Annotated in this window: 14 protein-coding genes; 8 read left to right on the plus strand and 6 right to left on the minus strand. The window is 42.5% G+C overall.

Annotated features, from left to right (window positions below; all coding sequences use genetic code 11):
- Positions 1 to 24: 24 nt before the first annotated feature.
- The 5 genes from J4E06_RS05005 to J4E06_RS05025 all read right to left on the minus strand — a co-directional run bounded on the left by J4E06_RS05005 (position 25) and on the right by J4E06_RS05025 (position 4,564).
- Positions 25 to 531, minus strand: coding sequence for a rod shape-determining protein MreD (locus J4E06_RS05005; RefSeq protein ID WP_349522942.1), 507 nt, complete (start codon positions 529 to 531; stop codon positions 25 to 27).
- Positions 528 to 1,340, minus strand: a complete 813-nt coding sequence (gene mreC, locus J4E06_RS05010) for a rod shape-determining protein MreC (protein ID WP_349522943.1) — start codon at positions 1,338 to 1,340, stop codon at positions 528 to 530. The genes J4E06_RS05005 and mreC overlap by 4 nt, the downstream gene beginning before the upstream one ends.
- Before the next feature lie 64 nt (positions 1,341 to 1,404).
- Positions 1,405 to 2,433: a rod shape-determining protein gene (locus J4E06_RS05015; RefSeq protein WP_127138234.1), complete on the minus strand. Its 1,029-nt coding sequence runs from the start codon at positions 2,431 to 2,433 to the stop codon at positions 1,405 to 1,407.
- 54 nt (positions 2,434 to 2,487) lie between these two features.
- Entirely contained in the window at positions 2,488 to 4,020 is a 1,533-nt protein-coding gene (purH, locus tag J4E06_RS05020) for a bifunctional phosphoribosylaminoimidazolecarboxamide formyltransferase/IMP cyclohydrolase (protein ID WP_349522944.1), read from the minus strand.
- A 91-nt stretch (positions 4,021 to 4,111) separates the two neighbouring features.
- Complete coding sequence (locus J4E06_RS05025; protein WP_349522945.1) at positions 4,112 to 4,564, minus strand: XrtF-associated fRMsr-like GAF protein; 453 nt, start codon at positions 4,562 to 4,564, stop codon at positions 4,112 to 4,114.
- A gap of 131 nt (positions 4,565 to 4,695) precedes the next feature.
- Between J4E06_RS05025 and J4E06_RS05030 the strand changes: the two genes are divergently transcribed.
- The 8 genes from J4E06_RS05030 to J4E06_RS05065 all read left to right on the plus strand — a co-directional run bounded on the left by J4E06_RS05030 (position 4,696) and on the right by J4E06_RS05065 (position 16,039).
- Positions 4,696 to 5,082 (plus strand): HYC_CC_PP family protein, encoded by a 387-nt coding sequence (locus J4E06_RS05030; protein ID WP_349522946.1) that lies wholly within the window; start codon positions 4,696 to 4,698, stop codon positions 5,080 to 5,082.
- A gap of 94 nt (positions 5,083 to 5,176) precedes the next feature.
- The gene (locus tag J4E06_RS05035) at positions 5,177 to 8,917 is read left to right on the plus strand and encodes an efflux RND transporter permease subunit (protein WP_349522947.1); all 3,741 of its coding nucleotides are present in this window, start codon (positions 5,177 to 5,179) and stop codon (positions 8,915 to 8,917) included.
- Entirely contained in the window at positions 8,914 to 10,134 is a 1,221-nt protein-coding gene (locus tag J4E06_RS05040) for a TolC family protein (RefSeq protein WP_349522948.1), read from the plus strand. Before J4E06_RS05035 ends, J4E06_RS05040 begins: the two co-directional genes overlap by 4 nt.
- A 16-nt stretch (positions 10,135 to 10,150) precedes the next feature.
- Positions 10,151 to 10,465: a heavy metal-binding domain-containing protein gene (locus tag J4E06_RS05045; protein ID WP_349522949.1), complete on the plus strand. Its 315-nt coding sequence runs from the start codon at positions 10,151 to 10,153 to the stop codon at positions 10,463 to 10,465.
- 25 nt (positions 10,466 to 10,490) lie between these two features.
- Positions 10,491 to 11,042 (plus strand): helix-turn-helix domain-containing protein, encoded by a 552-nt coding sequence (locus J4E06_RS05050; protein WP_293165373.1) that lies wholly within the window; start codon positions 10,491 to 10,493, stop codon positions 11,040 to 11,042.
- Positions 11,043 to 11,111: 69 nt separating this feature from the next.
- Positions 11,112 to 13,610: a heavy metal translocating P-type ATPase gene (locus tag J4E06_RS05055; protein ID WP_349522950.1), complete on the plus strand. Its 2,499-nt coding sequence runs from the start codon at positions 11,112 to 11,114 to the stop codon at positions 13,608 to 13,610.
- 7 nt (positions 13,611 to 13,617) lie between these two features.
- Entirely contained in the window at positions 13,618 to 14,325 is a 708-nt protein-coding gene (locus tag J4E06_RS05060) for a hypothetical protein (protein ID WP_349522951.1), read from the plus strand.
- 4 nt (positions 14,326 to 14,329) lie between these two features.
- Positions 14,330 to 16,039 (plus strand): efflux RND transporter periplasmic adaptor subunit, encoded by a 1,710-nt coding sequence (locus J4E06_RS05065; protein ID WP_349522952.1) that lies wholly within the window; start codon positions 14,330 to 14,332, stop codon positions 16,037 to 16,039.
- A 453-nt stretch (positions 16,040 to 16,492) separates the two neighbouring features.
- Here the strand turns inward: J4E06_RS05065 and groL are convergent, their stop codons facing one another.
- Entirely contained in the window at positions 16,493 to 18,127 is a 1,635-nt protein-coding gene (gene groL / locus J4E06_RS05070; protein WP_349522953.1) for a chaperonin GroEL, read from the minus strand.
- Positions 18,128 to 18,204 lie beyond the last annotated feature (77 nt).

Consider the following 18,204-nt stretch of genomic DNA (forward strand, 5'->3'; position numbering starts at 1 on the left):
ATCCCAACGATAAAAACTACGTTTTTATTCGGTTTTTGGACTAAAAAGTGAACTGAATAATACACAAAGTATTAAAGTTACAATACCTGTGGCAAAAACTTTCTTCAAAATTAAAAGGAAATGGGCGATACTTAAAATCTCAAACGAAAAGAATATCAAATGATGAATCAAAACAAGCAAGGCCAAAAAGGTGATGCGCTGGACCTTGGTGGTGTTTTTGAAGCTAAAACTCTGAAAATCGTAGTTAACGCCAAAACAAAACCTCATAATGGCAGGCCTGGCATAGGCAATGGTTACCGAAGCTAGAGCGTTTAAAGCCAAAGTATCCGAAAAAATATCGATGACTAACCCCAATAAAAATGCGGTGAGCATAAAAATCGCACGATTTACTTTGATGGGATACCAATAAAAGAACACCACGTAGACAAATGGGTTGATAAAGCCTAAAAAATTCAGATTGTTGAATATGAGCACCTGTGTGATGACCAACAACACAAAACGCAGCATATTTATGATCAAGGTGTTGTTCATTCTATGGTTCTGGATTCTAGTTCTTCAATTTCCTCTTTATCCTTGTTCGCTATTAAGTACACATTTTTGATGTTGGCCATATCTGAAAAAAGTTCCACATCAATGTTATAAAAACTCTTGGCATCATTGAGGTCGTACTTTTTTATTGTCCCGATAGGCACGTTTTCCGGAAAAATACTGGACATGCCGCCGGTAACAATGGTGTCACCAACGACCAATGGCACCAATCTGGGAATATCGACAAGCTGGACAAGGGTGTAATCTTTGGTGTCCCAGATCAAAGAGCCAAAGTATTCCGTGCCTTTTATTTTGGCATTGATGTTGGATTTGGTGTTAAGCACGCTTTGGACAGTGGCAAAACCGTTCGAAACATTTTCTACAATGCCCAAAATACCGTCGGTGGTTATTACCCCCATATCTTGATGGACACCATCTTCCTCCCCTTTGTCTATGGTTACGTAATTGCGGGGAGAGGTAAAACTATTTTTAATGAGCTTGGCATTCATAACCTGATATACGGCCAAGGTGGAATCCAGGGGTTCAATGCTATCATATTGAGCGTTGAAAAGGATTCTTCGCAACTGCTGATTTTCCTCCACCAATCTTTTGTTCTCCTCTTGCAGATTGAAATACGAGGACACATCGGAACCAGCGCCATAAATGCTGCCCGTGACCCATCGAGATGAATTAAAAAATTTGGATTGATGGTAGGAATGTGACCGAATGGTCATGACCAAGGCTATAAACGCAAAAAATGCATACAAAAATGCATTTCTATAGCGTAAAACAAAATTGATGATGCGTTGCATGCAATCGTATCGTTAAGAAGATATTCAACTCCTTGAAGATAATAGAACTGTAAAGACTACAGTGCTATTTTATTAAAATACTTTTATAGCGTTCCAAGTTTTTAAGCGCGATACCGGTGCCTCGAACAACGGCTCTCAAAGGATCTTCGGCAATGTAAACGGGCAAATCGGTTTTTTGGGAAAGCCTTCTGTCCAATCCTCGCAGCATAGAGCCACCACCCGCCAAATAAATACCAGTGTTGTATATATCGGCAGCCAATTCGGGAGGAGTTTGCGATAAAGTTTCCATAACCGCATCTTCTACTCTTAAAATGCTTTTATCCAAGGCTTTGGCAATTTCTCGGTAAGACACCTGGACCTGTTTTGGTTTTCCCGTTAAAAGATCGCGACCCTGAATCGATTTGTCTTCTGGTGGGGATTTTAAATCTTCCGTAGCCGAACCAATCTCTATTTTGATGGCTTCTGCGGTACTTTCCCCGACGTACAAGTTGTGTTGGGTACGCATGTAATAAATAATGTCGTTCGTGAACACATCCCCTGCAATTTTAACGGATTTGTCACACACGATACCACCAAGCGCGATTACAGCAATCTCGGTTGTACCACCACCTATGTCCACAATCATATTACCTTTCGGTTGCATAATGTCCAAGCCGATACCAATGGCAGCGGCCATGGGCTCATGAATAAGGTATACTTCTTTACCGTTAACACGTTCCGCAGACTCACGTACCGCACGCATTTCCACTTCTGTAATGCCCGATGGGATACAAATGACCATGCGAAGTGCCGGCGGGAACCATTTTTTCTTGAGCGCCGGAATATTTTTGATGAACATACTGATCATCTTTTCCGATGCATCAAAATCGGCGATTACCCCGTCTTTTAACGGCCGTATGGTTTTGATGTTTTCATGGGTTTTCCCCTGCATCATATTGGCTTCGCGGCCCACCGCGATTATTTTCCCCGATACACGGTCCCTTGCCACAATGGAAGGACTGTCTACAACCACTTTGTCCAAGTGGATGATCAGGGTATTTGCAGTACCAAGGTCAATAGCAATTTCCTCGGTCATGAAATCAAAGAATCCCATAAAAAAGCGTTTATTTCGGATTAACGGTAAAAATTATCGGCTAAAGTACTAAAATTAATGTTTAAAATGTCGAGTGCCCGTCATCACCATCGCCAATCCATTTTCGTTGCAATAATCAATGCTCAGCTGATCTTTGATGGAACCCCCTGGCTGAATTACACTTTTAATGCCCGCTTTGTCCGCAATCTCCACACAATCAGGGAACGGGAAGAAGGCATCGCTGGCCATTACTGCTCCATCTAAATTAAACTCGAAGGATTTTGCCTTATGAATGGCTTGGTTTAAGGCATCAACACGTGATGTTTGCCCTGTTCCGCTTGCACACAATTGTTTGTTCTTGGCCAAAACAATGGTATTACTTTTGGTATGCTTGCACAATTTGGAGGCAAAAATCAAATCTTCGATTTCTTCTGGCGTGGCTTGTTTTTTGGTAACAGGGGTCAAATCTTCTTTGGAATCAGTTTTGGAATCTTTATCCTGAACCAAAACACCGTTCAAACAAGTTCTTACCAAAGTGTCTGGCAATGCTGTTTCATTTTGTATAAGAATGATTCGGTTCTTCTTGCCTTTCAAGATTTCCAAAGCATCATTAGAATAGCTAGGGGCAATCACCACTTCGCAGAACAGTTTATGAATTTCTTCTGCAGTAGGCTTGTCAATTTCAACATTGGAAATCAAAATACCACCAAATGCTGAAACAGGATCACCTGCCAATGCATCCACATACGCTTGATGAATAGTATTTCGTGTGGCCAAGCCACAAGCGTTGTTGTGTTTTAGGATAGCAAAGGTTGGCTCATCATTTTTAAATTCGCCCATTAGGTTTACGGCAGCATCAACATCCAAAAGGTTGTTGTAGGACAGTTCCTTACCGTGAAGTTTGGAGAACATCGCATCAAAATCACCAAAGAAGTATCCTTTTTGGTGCGGGTTTTCACCATAGCGCAACACCTGACCTTTGGTCTCGCTGATTTTTAATACGGTTTCTTCTTTTTCTTTATTAAAGTAGTTGAAGATGGCCGTATCGTAATGTGAAGAAATATTGAACGCCTTGGTAGCAAAACGTTTGCGGTCTTCCAAGGTTGTGATGCCATTTCCTTCGGAAATAACGCCCAAGAAATCTTCATAATCTTCCATGGATGAAACACAAAGTACATCCTTGAAATTTTTGGCAGCGGCCCTGATGAGAGAGATGCCCCCTATGTCTATTTTTTCAATAATATCTTGTTCCGATGCCCCACTGGCCACCGTTTTTTCAAAAGGGTAAAGGTCCACAATGACGATATCCAACTGCGGAATCTCAAATTCCTCCATTTGGGCCACATCGCTATCATTGTCCTGACGGTTCAAAATGCCGCCAAACACTTTTGGATGTAGGGTTTTAACGCGTCCCCCCAAAATGGAAGGGTAACTGGTAACATCCTCGACAGGCACCACATCGATACCCAGGTCGCGTATAAATTTTTCGGTTCCCCCAGTAGAATAAAGGGTTACACCTAGTTCATCCAGTTTTTTTACAATAGGTTCCAATCCGTCTTTATGGAAAACGGAAATCAATGCAGCGGAGGCTTTTTTGGCAGTACTCATTTATATCTTAAAAATCAATTTCTTAAGCGTACAAAAGTACTCCATTTGCCACTAAATAGCAGTACGGTTTATCAACAAATTCGGAGAAGTTTTACAGAATCTCTGCCACTTTCTGGTTGACGAATTCCAAAAAGCGTTCATCTTCCTCGGTAAATGGGTCAGGAGTGTTGGAATCGATATCGATTTGCCCCACATTTTCACTATTTACGAACAACGGGACAACAATCTCTGCTTTTACCGTGATGCTGCAGGCGATGTAATTGTCTTGCGCAGCTACGTCGGGTACCACAAAGTTCTTGTTGCTCACGGCAACCTGTCCACAAATACCTTTGCCAAAGGGTATGATGGTGTGGTCGGTTGGAGCGCCAGCGTAGGGTCCCAATTTCAATTCATTTTTATCCCCATTTTTAAAATAAAAACCCACCCAGTCGTAATGGTCGACATTGTTGCGCAAAAGTTCACAGATTTCGCCCAAGCGGGTATCAATCGATTTGTTTTCATCTTTTATGATTTCGAGGACCTTGGGTTCCAATGATTTTAGCATGAGGTATTTTTTTGCAAATGTATTGAATAGTGGATTTGTACGACAAAAGAAAACAAGCTTACAGCTTAAAAACAGATAAAGTTCTGTTAAGCAAAACAATAAATGTTAATATTTTGTAGTTTTGTAGTCGAATGAAGCAGATTTTTCATCAAATAGTATCCTCGGTAATGGCATTTTTGCTGTTGGCCTCCACGGTTTCGTGGACGGTGGACAAGCATATTTGTATGGGTCGGGTGATGGATATTTCTTTCTTTGCGCACGCCGACGATTGCGGCATGGACATGAAGATGGAAAAATCGTGTTGTGATGATGAATCTTTTACTGTTCAAGGTCAAGACGACTTAAAACTCTCCTTTGAAAACTTTAGTTTGGATCAGCAAGTCTTCTTGGTAAGCTTTGTCCAAACCTATTTTCAACTTTTCGAAATTGATTCCGAAGAACTTACTCCCTTCAGTGAGTACAACCCACCTCCATTGATACGGGATGTCCAGGTTCTTGACCAGACTTTCCTTATTTGATTTAACATAGATTGAATTTTACCTGACCTAAAATGGTTGGGCAATTGCGTTTATGCGCGTTTTTGAGTCGATCTAATGTTTAAATCAAACCTTTATGCTGAATAAAAGCATCAAATTTTTAATAGAAAATAAATTAGTAGCCGTATTGCTCCTGCTGGTTTTTATGGCCTGGGGCATCGTAAGCACTCCTTTTAATTGGAATACTGGTGCTATTTTGCCAAGCAATCCCGTGGCTGTTGATGCTATTCCCGATATAGGTGAAAACCAACAGATTGTGTTCACCAAATGGCCAGGTCGTTCCCCTCAGGATATCGAAGATCAGATTACTTACCCATTGACAACTTCTTTATTGGGAATACCTGGGGTAAAAACCATTCGGAGTTCTTCTATGTTCGGGTTTTCTAGTATCTATATCATTTTTGAGGAGGATGTAGAGTTCTACTGGAGTCGCAGCCGTATTCTGGAGAAACTTAATTCACTTCCTAACAACCTATTGCCTGATGGTGTTAACCCTGCCTTGGGACCTGATGCTACTGCTTTGGGACAGATATTCTGGTACACCTTGGAAGGTCGTGATAAAGACGGAAACGTTACTGGCGGATGGGACCTTCAGGAACTACGCAGTGTACAGGATTACTATGTAAAATATGCTTTATCCTCGGCATCTGGCGTATCCGAAGTCGCCTCTATTGGCGGATTTGTTCAGGAATACCAAGTGGACGTGGATCCTGAATTGATGAAACAGTACAACGTGGGGTTGGATCAAGTCGTCAAAGCCGTAAAGCAGAGTAATCGGGATATTGGTGCACAAACTTTGGAAATCAACAAAGCAGAATATTTGGTTCGTGGGCTTGGCTACATCAAATCTTTGGACGATATCAAAAATGCAGTGGTGACTGCAACGGATTACACCTCCATTCGTGTACAGGATGTGGCCCGAGTTTCTTTGGGGCCTGCGGTGCGTCGCGGAATTTTGGACAAGGAAGGAGCCGAAGTAGTTGGTGGTGTGGTTGTGGCCCGATACGGAGCCAATCCGTTGGAGGTTATCAACAATGTAAAAGATCAAATAAAAGAGTTGAGTGCGGGACTTCCATCGAAAGAATTGAAAGATGGGACCACTTCGCAATTGACCATTGTTCCCTTTTATGATAGAACTGAACTCATTCAAGAAACCCTTGGCACGCTCAACGAAGCTTTGACTCTTGAAATTCTCATCACTATTTTGGTCATTGTGGTTATGGTGTTCAACCTTCGAGCTTCTATCCTGATTTCTGGTTTGTTGCCCATTGCAGTGCTCATGGTCTTCATTTCCATGAAAATGTTTGGGGTAGATGCCAATATCGTGGCACTTTCAGGAATAGCCATTGCGATTGGAACTATGGTCGATGTTGGGGTCATTCTCTCTGAGAATATTATCCGACATATGGACGAAAACAATGAAAACTTGTCCATAAATGAGGTGGTCTACAATGCCACTTCCGAGGTTTCAGGAGCAATTTTAACGGCCGTACTGACCACGATTATCAGTTTTATACCTGTATTCACTATGGTCGGTGCCGAAGGAAAACTCTTCCGTCCACTGGCTTTTACCAAGACGATGGCATTGACGGCCTCTATTATAGTGGCGCTCTTTTTGATTCCGCCTTTTGCAGCGATAATTTTTAGAAAGAAAAGCCCTAATCAATTATACAAGTACATTTGGAATGGTGTTTTGATTCTTTTGGGATTGGTTGCCATCGGTTTCGGATATTGGTTGGGCTTGGCGTTGATCGCTTTCGGTGTTGCTGGAATCCTGAAATTGAGAAAAATTCTGGAGGAGAAACAAGCTGGAATGCTCAATGTGGGTATCTGCGTTGCGACAATCATTTTCTTGTTAGCAACTTATTGGAGACCCTTGGGCTTTGATCGTAGTATTGCCATCAACCTAATTTTTGTTGGATTGATTTGTGGTGTTTTATTGGGAGTATTTTACCTCTTCAGACAATATTACAGCCGTATTTTGACCTGGGCATTGGAAAACAAATTGTTGTTCTTGTCCATTCCGACGGTGATTGTGGTCTTTGGGTTCATGATCATGCGGAATACAGGTCAAGAGTTCATGCCTTCCTTAAATGAAGGTTCTTTCTTGTTGATGCCCACTTCATTGCCGCATGCGGGAGTGGAAGAAAACAAGCGGGTGTTGCAGCAATTGGATATGGCCGTAGCCACCATTCCTGAGATTGAAACCGTGGTAGGAAAAGCAGGTAGAACCGAATCCGCATTGGACCCCGCACCACTTTCCATGTATGAGAATATTATTCAATACCGCTCAGAATATGAGAAAAATGATGCTGGAAGTCCACAACGATTCAAGGTAAATGCAGATGGGTATTTTGAGCTGAGCAACGGAAAAGTATTGGCCAATCCAAACTTGAAAGTGAGCAACGAACAAAACTATACGGAAAATCATGTAAGCGAACCATTGCGAATAAATAGGAATCTTTTAATTCCTGATACTGATGGTGAATACTTCCGAAACTGGCGCCCCGAGATTAAAAATCCGGATGATATTTGGAACGAAATCGTGAAAGTGACCAAGTTGCCCGGAGTTACTTCGGCGCCCAAGCTCCAACCCATCGAAACACGTTTGGTGATGCTTCAAACAGGAATGCGTGCTCCGATGGGAATTAAAGTGAAAGGTCAGGATTTAAAGGAAATCGAGAACTTTGGTCTTAAACTGGAGCCTATTTTAAAAGAAGCGGCTGGAGTTAAAGATGAAGCTGTTTTTGCAGACCGAATCGTTGGGAAGCCCTATCTGCTCATCGATATTGACCGTGAAAAATTGGTGCGCTATGGACTTGTGATTGAAGATGTGCAGCAAATTCTTGAGGTTGCCCTAGGAGGTATGACATTGACCCAAACCGTGGAAGGAAGGGAGCGCTATGGTGTTCGGGTGCGCTACCCAAGGGAACTTCGGGAAAACCCAACCGATTTGGAAAATATTTATGTTCCCGTACAAAAAGGAAGTCCTGTTCCATTGAGCGAATTGGTAAGCATCCGTTACGAACAAGGACCGCAAGCCATCAAGAGTGAGGATACCTTTTTGGTGGGCTATGTGCTATTTGATAAGCAAGATGGCTATGCAGAGGTCAATGTGGTGGAAAATGCCCAAGCCAAGATCCTGGAAAAAATAGAAAGTGGAGCATTGGTAGTGCCAAAAGGCATCAGCTATAAATTTACCGGGACGTATGAGAACCAGTTACGTGCCGAAAAAACATTGTCCGTGGTGGTTCCCTTGGCCCTATTGATCATCTTTTTGATTCTTTACTTTCAGTTTAGGTCGGTGGCCACATCCTTGATGGTGTTTTCTGGAATTGCGGTAGCTTTTGCAGGTGGCTTTTTAATGATTTGGTTCTACGGTCAGGATTGGTTCCTGAATTTCAGTTTTATGGGAGAGAACCTGCGTGATCTTTTCCAAATGCATACGATTAACCTGAGTGTGGCCGTTTGGGTAGGTTTTATTGCCCTGTTCGGAATTGCCACGGATGACGGGGTGGTGATGGCCACATACCTTACCCAAACTTTTGATAAGAACAAACCGGACAACTTGAAAAACATCCGTGCTTCGGTATTGGAAGCAGGCGAAAAACGTATCCGGCCGTGTTTGATGACCACGGCGACCACCATTTTGGCACTTCTGCCCGTGCTTACCAGTACGGGTAGAGGAAGTGACATCATGATTCCGATGGCTATTCCAAGTTTTGGAGGTATGCTGATCGCATTGATCACCTTGTTTGTGGTGCCCGTGCTATACAGTTGGAAAAGTGAGCTGCAACTTAAAATGCAAAACCGATGAAAAATAGATTCATATACATACTATTTGCTTTAACGGCTTTTGGGGTTAACGCCCAGTCCTTGGAAAGCTATTTGCAAGAAGCCGAGTTGAACAGTCCCATGATCCAAGCGTTGGAACTCCGCTATAACATCGCAAAGGAAAAGGTGGTCGAAATGAACACTTTGCCCAATACCACCATAGCAGCAGGATATTTTGTGAGCGAACCAGAGACCAGAACAGGAGCACAACGTGCCAGATTTTCGGTATCGCAAATGTTACCTTGGTTCGGGACGATCACCGCACGGGAAAACTATGCAAGTTCCATGGCGGAAACCGAGTATGCGGAAATTGTGATCGCCAAACGAAAATTGGCCTTGTCCGTGGCACAATCGTATTACAAATTGTATGGGATTCAAGCCAAACAGAAAGTATTGGAGGAAAATATACAATTGCTAAAAACCTACGAGACCTTGGCTTTGACCTCTGTTGAAGTGGGAAATGCCTCCGCGGTTGATGTTTTAAAACTTCAAATTCGTCAAAATGAACTGCAACAGCAGAAAGAAGTGTTGGAGCAATCGTACCTAGCAGAGCAGGCTGTCTTCAATAATTTACTGAATCGTGATGAAAGTATTGGGGTTGAGGTGGTGAATGTAATGGATATTCCTGTGGACGACCCCATTTTCAACAAAGAAGATTTGAGCCTTAATCCAGAGTTGCTCAAATATGATCAATTGTATGAATCGGTCACGCAATCGGAATTGCTCAACCAAAAGGAAAATGCTCCAAGTTTTGGGATAGGGTTGGACTATATACCCGTATCGGAACGGGATAATATGGTTTTTAGCGATAACGGAAAGGATATTGTAATGCCCATGGTCACTTTTTCCGTGCCCATTTTCAACAATAAGTTTAAATCGACCACCAAACAGAACGAGCTTCGTCAAAAAGAGATTGAATTCCAAAAAGAGGAGCGGCTGAACGTGCTGGAAAATGCCTATGCCAATGCCATTTCGCAACGGAATCAGGCTCGTATTGCGCATCAAACCCAAGCAAAAAACCTAAAACAGGCCAAGGATGCCGAAGAAATCCTGATCAAGAACTACGAAACGGGCACCATCGACTTTAACGATGTCCTCGACATTCAGGAGTTGCAGCTCAAGTTTCAAACCAATCAAATACAATCAGTGCAGTTGTATTATCTACAATCTGCCATCATCAATTATTTAATTAACAAGTAAATTTAAAATGTCAAAAATGAGAACAAACATTAGAACTATTATCGGAATCGCATTCGCTTCAGTATTGGTACTTACGGTATCGTGCAAGGGAAAAACGGAGGAAGCAAAAGAAACTTCTACGGAAGCAACCATGGAACATGAAGAAGGCCATGACATGGAAAAGATGGACCATGAAGGGCATGACATGGAAGGCAAGGAATATACCTCCACATATGTTTGCCCAATGCATTGTGAAGGCAGTGGAAGCGATGAAGAGGGTAAATGCCCAGTTTGCGGGATGACCTATGTGTTGAACGAGGAGCACATGGCGGACGGACATACCCACAATTAATTAAAGCTTGAATTGTGTACCAGCGATGCGGATTAAAGTAAAAAATATGGTTTGCGATAGATGCAAAGGTGTTCTGAGACAAGAGTTTCAGAATGCGGGCATCAAGGTGGTACATATGGATTTGGGAGAAGTCCAATTTTATGACGGAGCCCAATATCAATTGGAGCGTATTCGGGAGATTTTGGTCAAAAATGGTTTTGAATTGATCGAGGGTGTGAATGAAAGTTATATAGCTGACATTAAAAAACACTTGATCAATGCTTTGGATGGCGATTTGCACCGGAATCTCTCGAAATACCTGTCAGAAAAAATGAACAAAGATTATTCGGTGCTCAGTAAAATGTTCAGTGCCAAGGAGGGCCTGACCATTGAAAAGTACTTTATCCTCTTGAAAATTGAGCGGGTAAAGGAAGAAATCCAGATGGATAACAAGACATTTTCTGAAATAGCTTATGATTTGAACTATAAGAGCAGTAGCCATTTGGCCAAACAGTTTAAATCGATAACAGGAATGTCCATGAGTGAATACCGAAAAGTGCAAGATTGGAATCGGAGGCCTTTAGATCAAATTGTATAAAAGATACCCAGAATTGTGAAAAGCTTCCTGCTGGTGTTCAGCTAGTTTTGAATAAAAAAAACAAACAAGATGAAACATACCTATCACATACACGGAATGAGCTGTAATGGCTGTAGAAATCATGTAGAAGGAACCCTTTCCAAAGTGGAGGGGGTTACCGGGGTTGAGGTAAATCTGGAAAAAGCCGAGGCCGTGATTGAGATGGAGGAGCACATTCCAATCAAAAAGTTCGAGGAAGCTTTGGAAAAAGATGGGGGCGGTTACAGTATTCATGCCGAAGGCCACCATCATAAACCAAAGAAAAAAGAGAAAAAATCGGTTTCCAACGGTAATGGTACCTTCTATTGCCCCATGCAATGCGAGGGAGACAAAACCTATGATGAACCAGGGGATTGCCCCGTTTGTGGGATGGATTTGGTGGAGGAGCAAAACACTTCGTCCAGTTCCAAACAACAATGGACCTGTCCCATGCATCCCGAAGTGGTGGAAGATGGCCCAGGTTCCTGCCCAAAATGTGGAATGGAGTTGGTGCCCAAGGAGCCCGAAGCCAGCGCGGAAGAAAAAACCTATAAAAAACTGCTCAAGAAATTTTGGATAGCAGTAGCTTTTACGCTGCCCATTTTCTTGATAGCCATGAGCGATATGATTCCCAATAATCCGTTGCATGAGCTAATGGCGCCAAAATTTTGGAATTGGGTACAGTTTGCCCTATCGCTTCCCGTGGTTTTTTACGCTACATGGATGTTTTTTGAAAGAGCTTATCGAAGCATTAAAACGTGGAACCTGAACATGTTTACCTTGATTGGTATCGGTGCGGGCGTGGCTTTTATATTTAGTGTGCTCGCATTGTTGTTCCCAGGATTTTTTCCTGACCAGTTCAAGGGGGAAACAGGTGCGGTTCACGTGTATTTTGAGGCAGCAACCGTAATCCTCACCTTGGTGCTTTTGGGTCAATTGTTAGAGGCTAGGGCGCACAGCAAAACCAATAATGCGGTAAAGGAATTATTGAAATTGGCGCCCAACAAAGCGATCAAAGTTGTGGATGGGGAAGAAGTTGAGGTAAGTATTGATGATATAGAAAAGGATGATATTCTCCGTGTGAAACCTGGCGAAAAAATTCCTGTGGACGGTATGATTACAGAGGGAGACACTTCGGTGGATGAATCCATGATCACAGGAGAGCCCATTCCAGTTGAAAAAACAGTGGATGACAAAGTAAGCAGTGGTACCATCAACGGTAACCAAACCTTTTTAATGAAAGCCGAAAAAGTGGGTAGCGACACCCTGCTTTCACAAATCATCAAGATGGTGAACGAAGCCAGCCGAAGCCGTGCACCCATTCAAAATTTGGCTGATAAGGTATCCGCCTATTTTGTGCCAACGGTTGTTATCGTTTCAGTTTTAACATTCGCAGTTTGGGCTATTTGGGGTCCAGAGCCCACCTATGTTTACGCCTTGATCAATGCCATTGCTGTATTGATCATCGCCTGTCCATGTGCACTCGGTCTCGCCACACCCATGTCCGTAATGGTTGGGGTGGGAAAAGGTGCCCAAAATGGAGTGTTGATCAAAAATGCCGAAGCCTTGGAGAAAATGGCCGATGTGGACACCCTGATCATTGATAAAACAGGAACCATTACCGAGGGCAAGCCCACCTTTGATCAATTGGTAGTGTTTTCGGATGACTATTCGGAAGAAGAATTGCTGCAATATCTAGTGTCGGTAAATGCCAATAGCGAACACCCTTTGGCACAAGCGACGGTGAATTATGGTAAAGAAAAGGAAATCAAAATTCTAAAAACAAAATATTTCAATGCCGTGACGGGTATGGGTGTTGAAGGCAAGATCAAGGATTTGGAGATTAAGTTGGGGAACATCAAATTGATGGAAAAAGCCAATGTTGACATTTCTGATGATATAATGGAAAAGGTCAAAAAAGCACAAGAGAAAGGTAAAACGGTTTCCTATTTGGCCATTGATGGTAAATGTCACGGTTTTGTGGCCATTGGTGATAAAATCAAGGAGACAAGTGCCAAAGCGATCAAAGCAATTCAGGATAAAGGAATAAAAGTGATCATGCTTACGGGAGACAATGCAACGACCGCAAAAGCAGTGGCCAGTGAGTTACATTTGGATGATTTTAAGGCCGAAACCTTGCCCGAGGATAAAATGAAGGAAGTGGAACAGCTTCAAAACAACGGCAAAGTGGTCGCCATGGCGGGTGATGGTATCAACGATGCTCCAGCATTGGCCAAAAGCGATTTGGGTATTGCCATGGGTACGGGTACCGATGTGGCCATAGAAAGCGCCATGATAACTTTGGTAAAAGGCGACCTGCACGGCATTGTAAAAGCACGGAACCTTAGTGAGGCCGTGATGAAAAACATAAAACAAAACTTATTTTTTGCATTGATATACAACACCATTGGTGTGCCGGTGGCAGCAGGGGTACTCTATCCCTTCTTTGGGATTTTGCTTTCGCCCATGATCGCAGCCCTGGCCATGAGCTTTAGCTCGGTGTCGGTTATAGCCAATGCATTACGATTACGAACTAAATCAATCGACTAAAAATAAAATGGTAAAACGAACAACAGCGGTTAAGATTAGAAAAGCCCATAGGTATTTGGGAATATTTTTGGGCATTCAATTCATCATGTGGACAGCCAGTGGACTCTACTTCAGCTGGACCGATATTGATGAAATCCATGGGGACCATTTCAGGAACATGGATTATGAACCCGTTGCATTTGATGGACTCATTGGGCTTTCACAAATCAATATTCCATCTAAAATAAGTTCGTTGAGCCTTAAGGAAATAGCTGGCAAACCCTACTACTGGATTAACAATGAATTTTTGGTTGATGCGAAAAGCGGCAACTTAAAAGAAGGTGTTTCGGAAGTAGAAGCTCTAGCTGTTGCGGAGCGTCAAATGTCACCAGAATTAAAAGTTAAAGAGGTTGAGGTCATCAATGAGACCGATAAACATCACGAGTATAGGGAAAAGAAATTGCCCGCTTATGTGATTACGTATGATTCACCAGAAAATATTAAGGCCTACGTTTCGGTGGCCGATGGTTCGTTTCAAACGGTGCGACATCGGAATTGGAGGTGGTTCGATTTTCTTTGGATGACCCACACGATGGATTATGAAAGTCGTGATGATTTTAATACGACTGTGCTTCGGGCATTTTCCCTTTTGGGATTGATTACCGTGTTGAGCGGATTTTTGCTTTGGTTTACCTCGTCGCCAACGATGAGAAAAGTTGTAAAAAGAAAAAAATAAACACATGAAAAAGGAAAACATCATATACTTCGGAATTGCAGTAATTACAGGACTATTGATAGGATATCTCATATTTGGAAATAGTGCCGATGCGACAAACGGAGCGGAGCATGACCATAGCACGGAAATTGCTACGGGCGACATGTGGACCTGTTCCATGCACCCACAAATTATGCAACCAGAGTCGGGGTCGTGTCCCATTTGTGGCATGGACCTTATTCCAGCAGAAAGTAGCGGAGAGGGACTGATGGCGAATCAAATTAAAATGACCGAAAATGCGATGGTTTTGGCTGGCGTGGAAACCGTTATGGTAGGTTCAGGAACAACAGGGGAGAATAAGGTTAAGGTTTCGGGTAAAGTAGCGATCAATCAAAAATCGGATGCGGTGCAATCGGCCTATTTTGATGGAAGGATAGAAAACATCTTTGTCAATTTTGAGGGGGAAGAGGTACGTAAAGGTCAAAAGTTGGCCACGATTTATGCTCCAGCTTTGGTTTCGGCTCAACAAGAACTGTTGACGGCGTCCAATTTAAAGGAATCCCAACCACAATTATATAAAGCGGTTCGCAATAAATTAAAGCTTTGGAAATTGTCCGAAGCACAAATCAACCAAATTGAAAGCTCGGGACAAGTACTTGAAAATTTTCCGGTGTATTCCAATGTAAATGGAGTGGTTTCTGAAATTATGGTGGGGGAAGGCGATTACATTAAAACAGGTTCACCTTTGGTAAAAGTGGCCAATTTGAATTCGGTTTGGGCCATTTTTGATGCCTATGAAAACCAATTGAGTTTGTTTGAGGAAGGTCAGACGTTGAACGTTACCACCAATTCATACCCGAATGAAACATTTCCGGCAAAAGTATCCTTTGTTGCTCCCACATTAAACAAGAATACAAGAACCTTGGAGGTCCGTACAGAACTTGATAACCAAAATGGGTTGCTCAAACCTGGAATGTTTGTACAGGCCGAAGTTGAAATTGACAATATTCAAGGAGATGCATCTTTGACCATACCGGAAAGCGCGGTTTTGTGGACGGGAAAGCGTTCCTTAGTATATGTACAGCCAAATCCGAACGAAGCCATTTTTGAAATGCGTGAAGTGGAACTAGGAAATTTAATGAATGGGAGTTATGTTGTCAATTCAGGGTTGAAGTCGGGAGACTTGGTAGTTGCCAAAGGTACTTTTACGGTTGATGCTGCGGCTCAATTGCAGGGCAAAAAATCCATGATGAATCAAACAGGTAAATCCAATATCCTCACCAAAATGAAAATGGAATTTTCGGACGAGGCACAAGATACATTTGGTGACTTATTGGAGATATATCTGAATTTGAAAGATGCCTTGGTTGCATCAGACGAAGAACAAACACAAATGTTAGCGCAGAAAGGGGCAGAAGTTGCTTCAAAAATAAGCGACTTGCCAATGGGAGATATGGGTAAGAGTCATATGTCTAGACTAGAGGGACAATTAGCTAATATTGCTTCAAAAAACAATTTAAAGAACCAACGTGATGATTTTGTACAGCTTTCTCAAAATATAATTCAGATAGCACAACAAATGAATATGCTGGAGACAAAACTGTATGTACAGCACTGCCCCATGGCTAATAATGATAATGGAGCCAATTGGCTCAGCTTGGAGGAAGAAATACGCAATCCTTATTACGGGGATGCGATGCTTACCTGCGGCAGCGTGGTGGGAACCATCGATTGACCCCTATATATTTTGGTTGAAATTTGTCAATTCGAGTAACCTTTTAAAGTGAAAACGAAGAAAGATTGTATCGAGAATCAGAATTTCAGTGACAAGAATCCAGTTCTCGATATATTTTCCTTCGGAGAACACTTGAACTGACTTTTTCCGTTGACATGAACAAAATGCACAACGGTTTTTAGTTAATGTTTAGCCAAATAAAATCTGCGGATTCAAATCTGAAATACATTTACTCCAACATTTAATTTATTGACTGATGAAACAAGCAAAGTCAAATGGAAAGTCATCTCCTGTAAAAGCTGTGAAGCCTGTTATAAAGAAGACTGCCCAAGCTACTGGTAAGAAGAAGTAACTTGGTTTTTAGGTTCTCATGAAGAACCGTTCAACTAGATAAAAAGAAAACGCCCCGATGCAAATCGGGGCGTTCCTATTTTTAATCCGAATGGGATGTTGTTACATCATACCTGGCATTCCACCGCCACCTCCCATTGGAGGCATTGCAGGGGCATCTTCCTTAATATCGGTCAATGCACACTCTGTGGTCAAAATCATACCAGCAACAGATGCTGCGTTCTCCAAGGCAATACGGGTTACTTTTTTAGGATCAATGATTCCTGCTTTAAGCATATCCACATATTGGTCAGACTTGGCATCGTAACCAAAGTCTTTTTTACCTTCAAGTACTTTGGCGATAACTACAGAACCTTCACCACCAGCATTCTCTACGATGGTACGCAAAGGAGACTCTATAGCCTTGGCCACGATTTGTACACCTGTGGTTTCATCCAAAGATTCGGTCGCTAATTTTTCAAGGACCTTTTTGGCCCTTACCAAAGCAACACCACCACCGGCAACAATACCTTCTTCAACAGCGGCACGGGTTGCGTGCAAGGCATCATCCACACGGTCTTTCTTCTCTTTCATTTCTACTTCCGAAGCTGCACCTACATAAAGTACGGCAACACCACCGGCCAATTTGGCCAAACGTTCCTGAAGTTTTTCCTTGTCGTAATCAGATGTTGTAGTCTCGATTTGAGCTTTGATTTGGCTCACTCTAGCTTTTATGTCATCCGCATTTCCGCTACCATTAACAATTGTAGTATTGTCTTTGTCAATGGTTACAGTTTCAGCAGTACCCAACATATCCAAAGAAGCGTTTTCCAAAGAGAATCCTCTTTCTTCAGAGATTACGGTACCACCGGTTAGGATAGCGATATCTTCCAACATGGCTTTTCTTCTATCTCCAAAACCTGGCGCTTTTACAGCGGCAATCTTAAGTCCACCTCTCAATTTGTTCACTACCAAAGTAGCTAGGGCTTGCCCTTCTACATCTTCAGCGATAATCAAAAGAGGTCTTCCAGATTGTGCTACTGGCTCAAGGATAGGAAGGATTTCCTGAAGGTTAGAGATTTTCTTATCAAAAAGTAGGATATATGGGTTCTCCAAATCAGCAATCATTTTATCCGTATCGGTCACGAAGTAAGGAGAAAGGTATCCTCTGTCAAACTGCATACCTTCAACTACGTCAACGTAAGTGTCGGTACCTTTTGCTTCCTCTACGGTGATTACACCTTCGTTCCCAACTTTGGCGAACGCCTTGGCGATAAGATCACCAATGGTTTGGTCATTATTGGAAGAGATAGAAGCGACTTGCTTAATTTTGTCAGAGTCGTTACCTATTTTCTTGGTTTGTTTTTCCAAATCGGCTACCAAGGCTTCAACGGCTTTGTCGATTCCGCGTTTCAAATCCATAGGATTTGCACCTGCAGCAACGTTTTTAAGACCCTCTTTTACGATAGCTTGTGCCAATACGGTTGCGGTTGTGGTACCATCACCGGCTTGGTCGTTGGTTCTGGAAGCAACTTCCTTCACCATTTGTGCACCCATATCTTCCAGGGCGTCTTCCAATTCAATTTCTTTTGCGACAGAAACACCATCTTTGGTTACTTGTGGTGCTCCAAAGGACTTACTGATGATTACGTTTCTACCTTTTGGTCCCAAGGTTACCTTAACAGCCTCGGCCAATTTGTCAACGCCTCTCTTCAGTCCGTCACGTGCATCTATATCAAACTTAATATCTTTTGCCATTTTGTTTTCTCGTTTTGTGATTCCTGTCCTTCGACTATGCTCAGCATAAAATCCGGCAGGAAATTTAGATTATACTT

It is taken from the genome of Allomuricauda sp. NFXS6, from assembly GCF_040148835.1.
Classification (GTDB): Bacteria; Bacteroidota; Bacteroidia; order Flavobacteriales; family Flavobacteriaceae; genus Flagellimonas.

Bases quoted from the DNA above. Each gene is read 5' to 3' on its own strand.
- J4E06_RS05005 (WP_349522942.1), bottom strand. From the start codon at position 531: ATGAACAACACCTTGATCATAAATATGCTGCGTTTTGTGTTGTTGGTC.
- mreC (WP_349522943.1), bottom strand. From the start codon at position 1,340: ATGCAACGCATCATCAATTTTGTTTTACGCTATAGAAATGCATTTTTG.
- J4E06_RS05015 (WP_127138234.1), bottom strand. From the start codon at position 2,433: ATGGGATTCTTTGATTTCATGACCGAGGAAATTGCTATTGACCTTGGT.
- purH (WP_349522944.1), bottom strand. From the start codon at position 4,020: ATGAGTACTGCCAAAAAAGCCTCCGCTGCATTGATTTCCGTTTTCCAT.
- J4E06_RS05025 (WP_349522945.1), bottom strand. From the start codon at position 4,564: ATGCTAAAATCATTGGAACCCAAGGTCCTCGAAATCATAAAAGATGAA.
- J4E06_RS05030 (WP_349522946.1), top strand. From the start codon at position 4,696: ATGAAGCAGATTTTTCATCAAATAGTATCCTCGGTAATGGCATTTTTG.
- J4E06_RS05035 (WP_349522947.1), top strand. From the start codon at position 5,177: ATGCTGAATAAAAGCATCAAATTTTTAATAGAAAATAAATTAGTAGCC.
- J4E06_RS05040 (WP_349522948.1), top strand. From the start codon at position 8,914: ATGAAAAATAGATTCATATACATACTATTTGCTTTAACGGCTTTTGGG.
- J4E06_RS05045 (WP_349522949.1), top strand. From the start codon at position 10,151: ATGAGAACAAACATTAGAACTATTATCGGAATCGCATTCGCTTCAGTA.
- J4E06_RS05050 (WP_293165373.1), top strand. From the start codon at position 10,491: ATGCGGATTAAAGTAAAAAATATGGTTTGCGATAGATGCAAAGGTGTT.
- J4E06_RS05055 (WP_349522950.1), top strand. From the start codon at position 11,112: ATGAAACATACCTATCACATACACGGAATGAGCTGTAATGGCTGTAGA.
- J4E06_RS05060 (WP_349522951.1), top strand. From the start codon at position 13,618: ATGGTAAAACGAACAACAGCGGTTAAGATTAGAAAAGCCCATAGGTAT.
- J4E06_RS05065 (WP_349522952.1), top strand. From the start codon at position 14,330: ATGAAAAAGGAAAACATCATATACTTCGGAATTGCAGTAATTACAGGA.
- groL (WP_349522953.1), bottom strand. From the start codon at position 18,127: ATGGCAAAAGATATTAAGTTTGATATAGATGCACGTGACGGACTGAAG.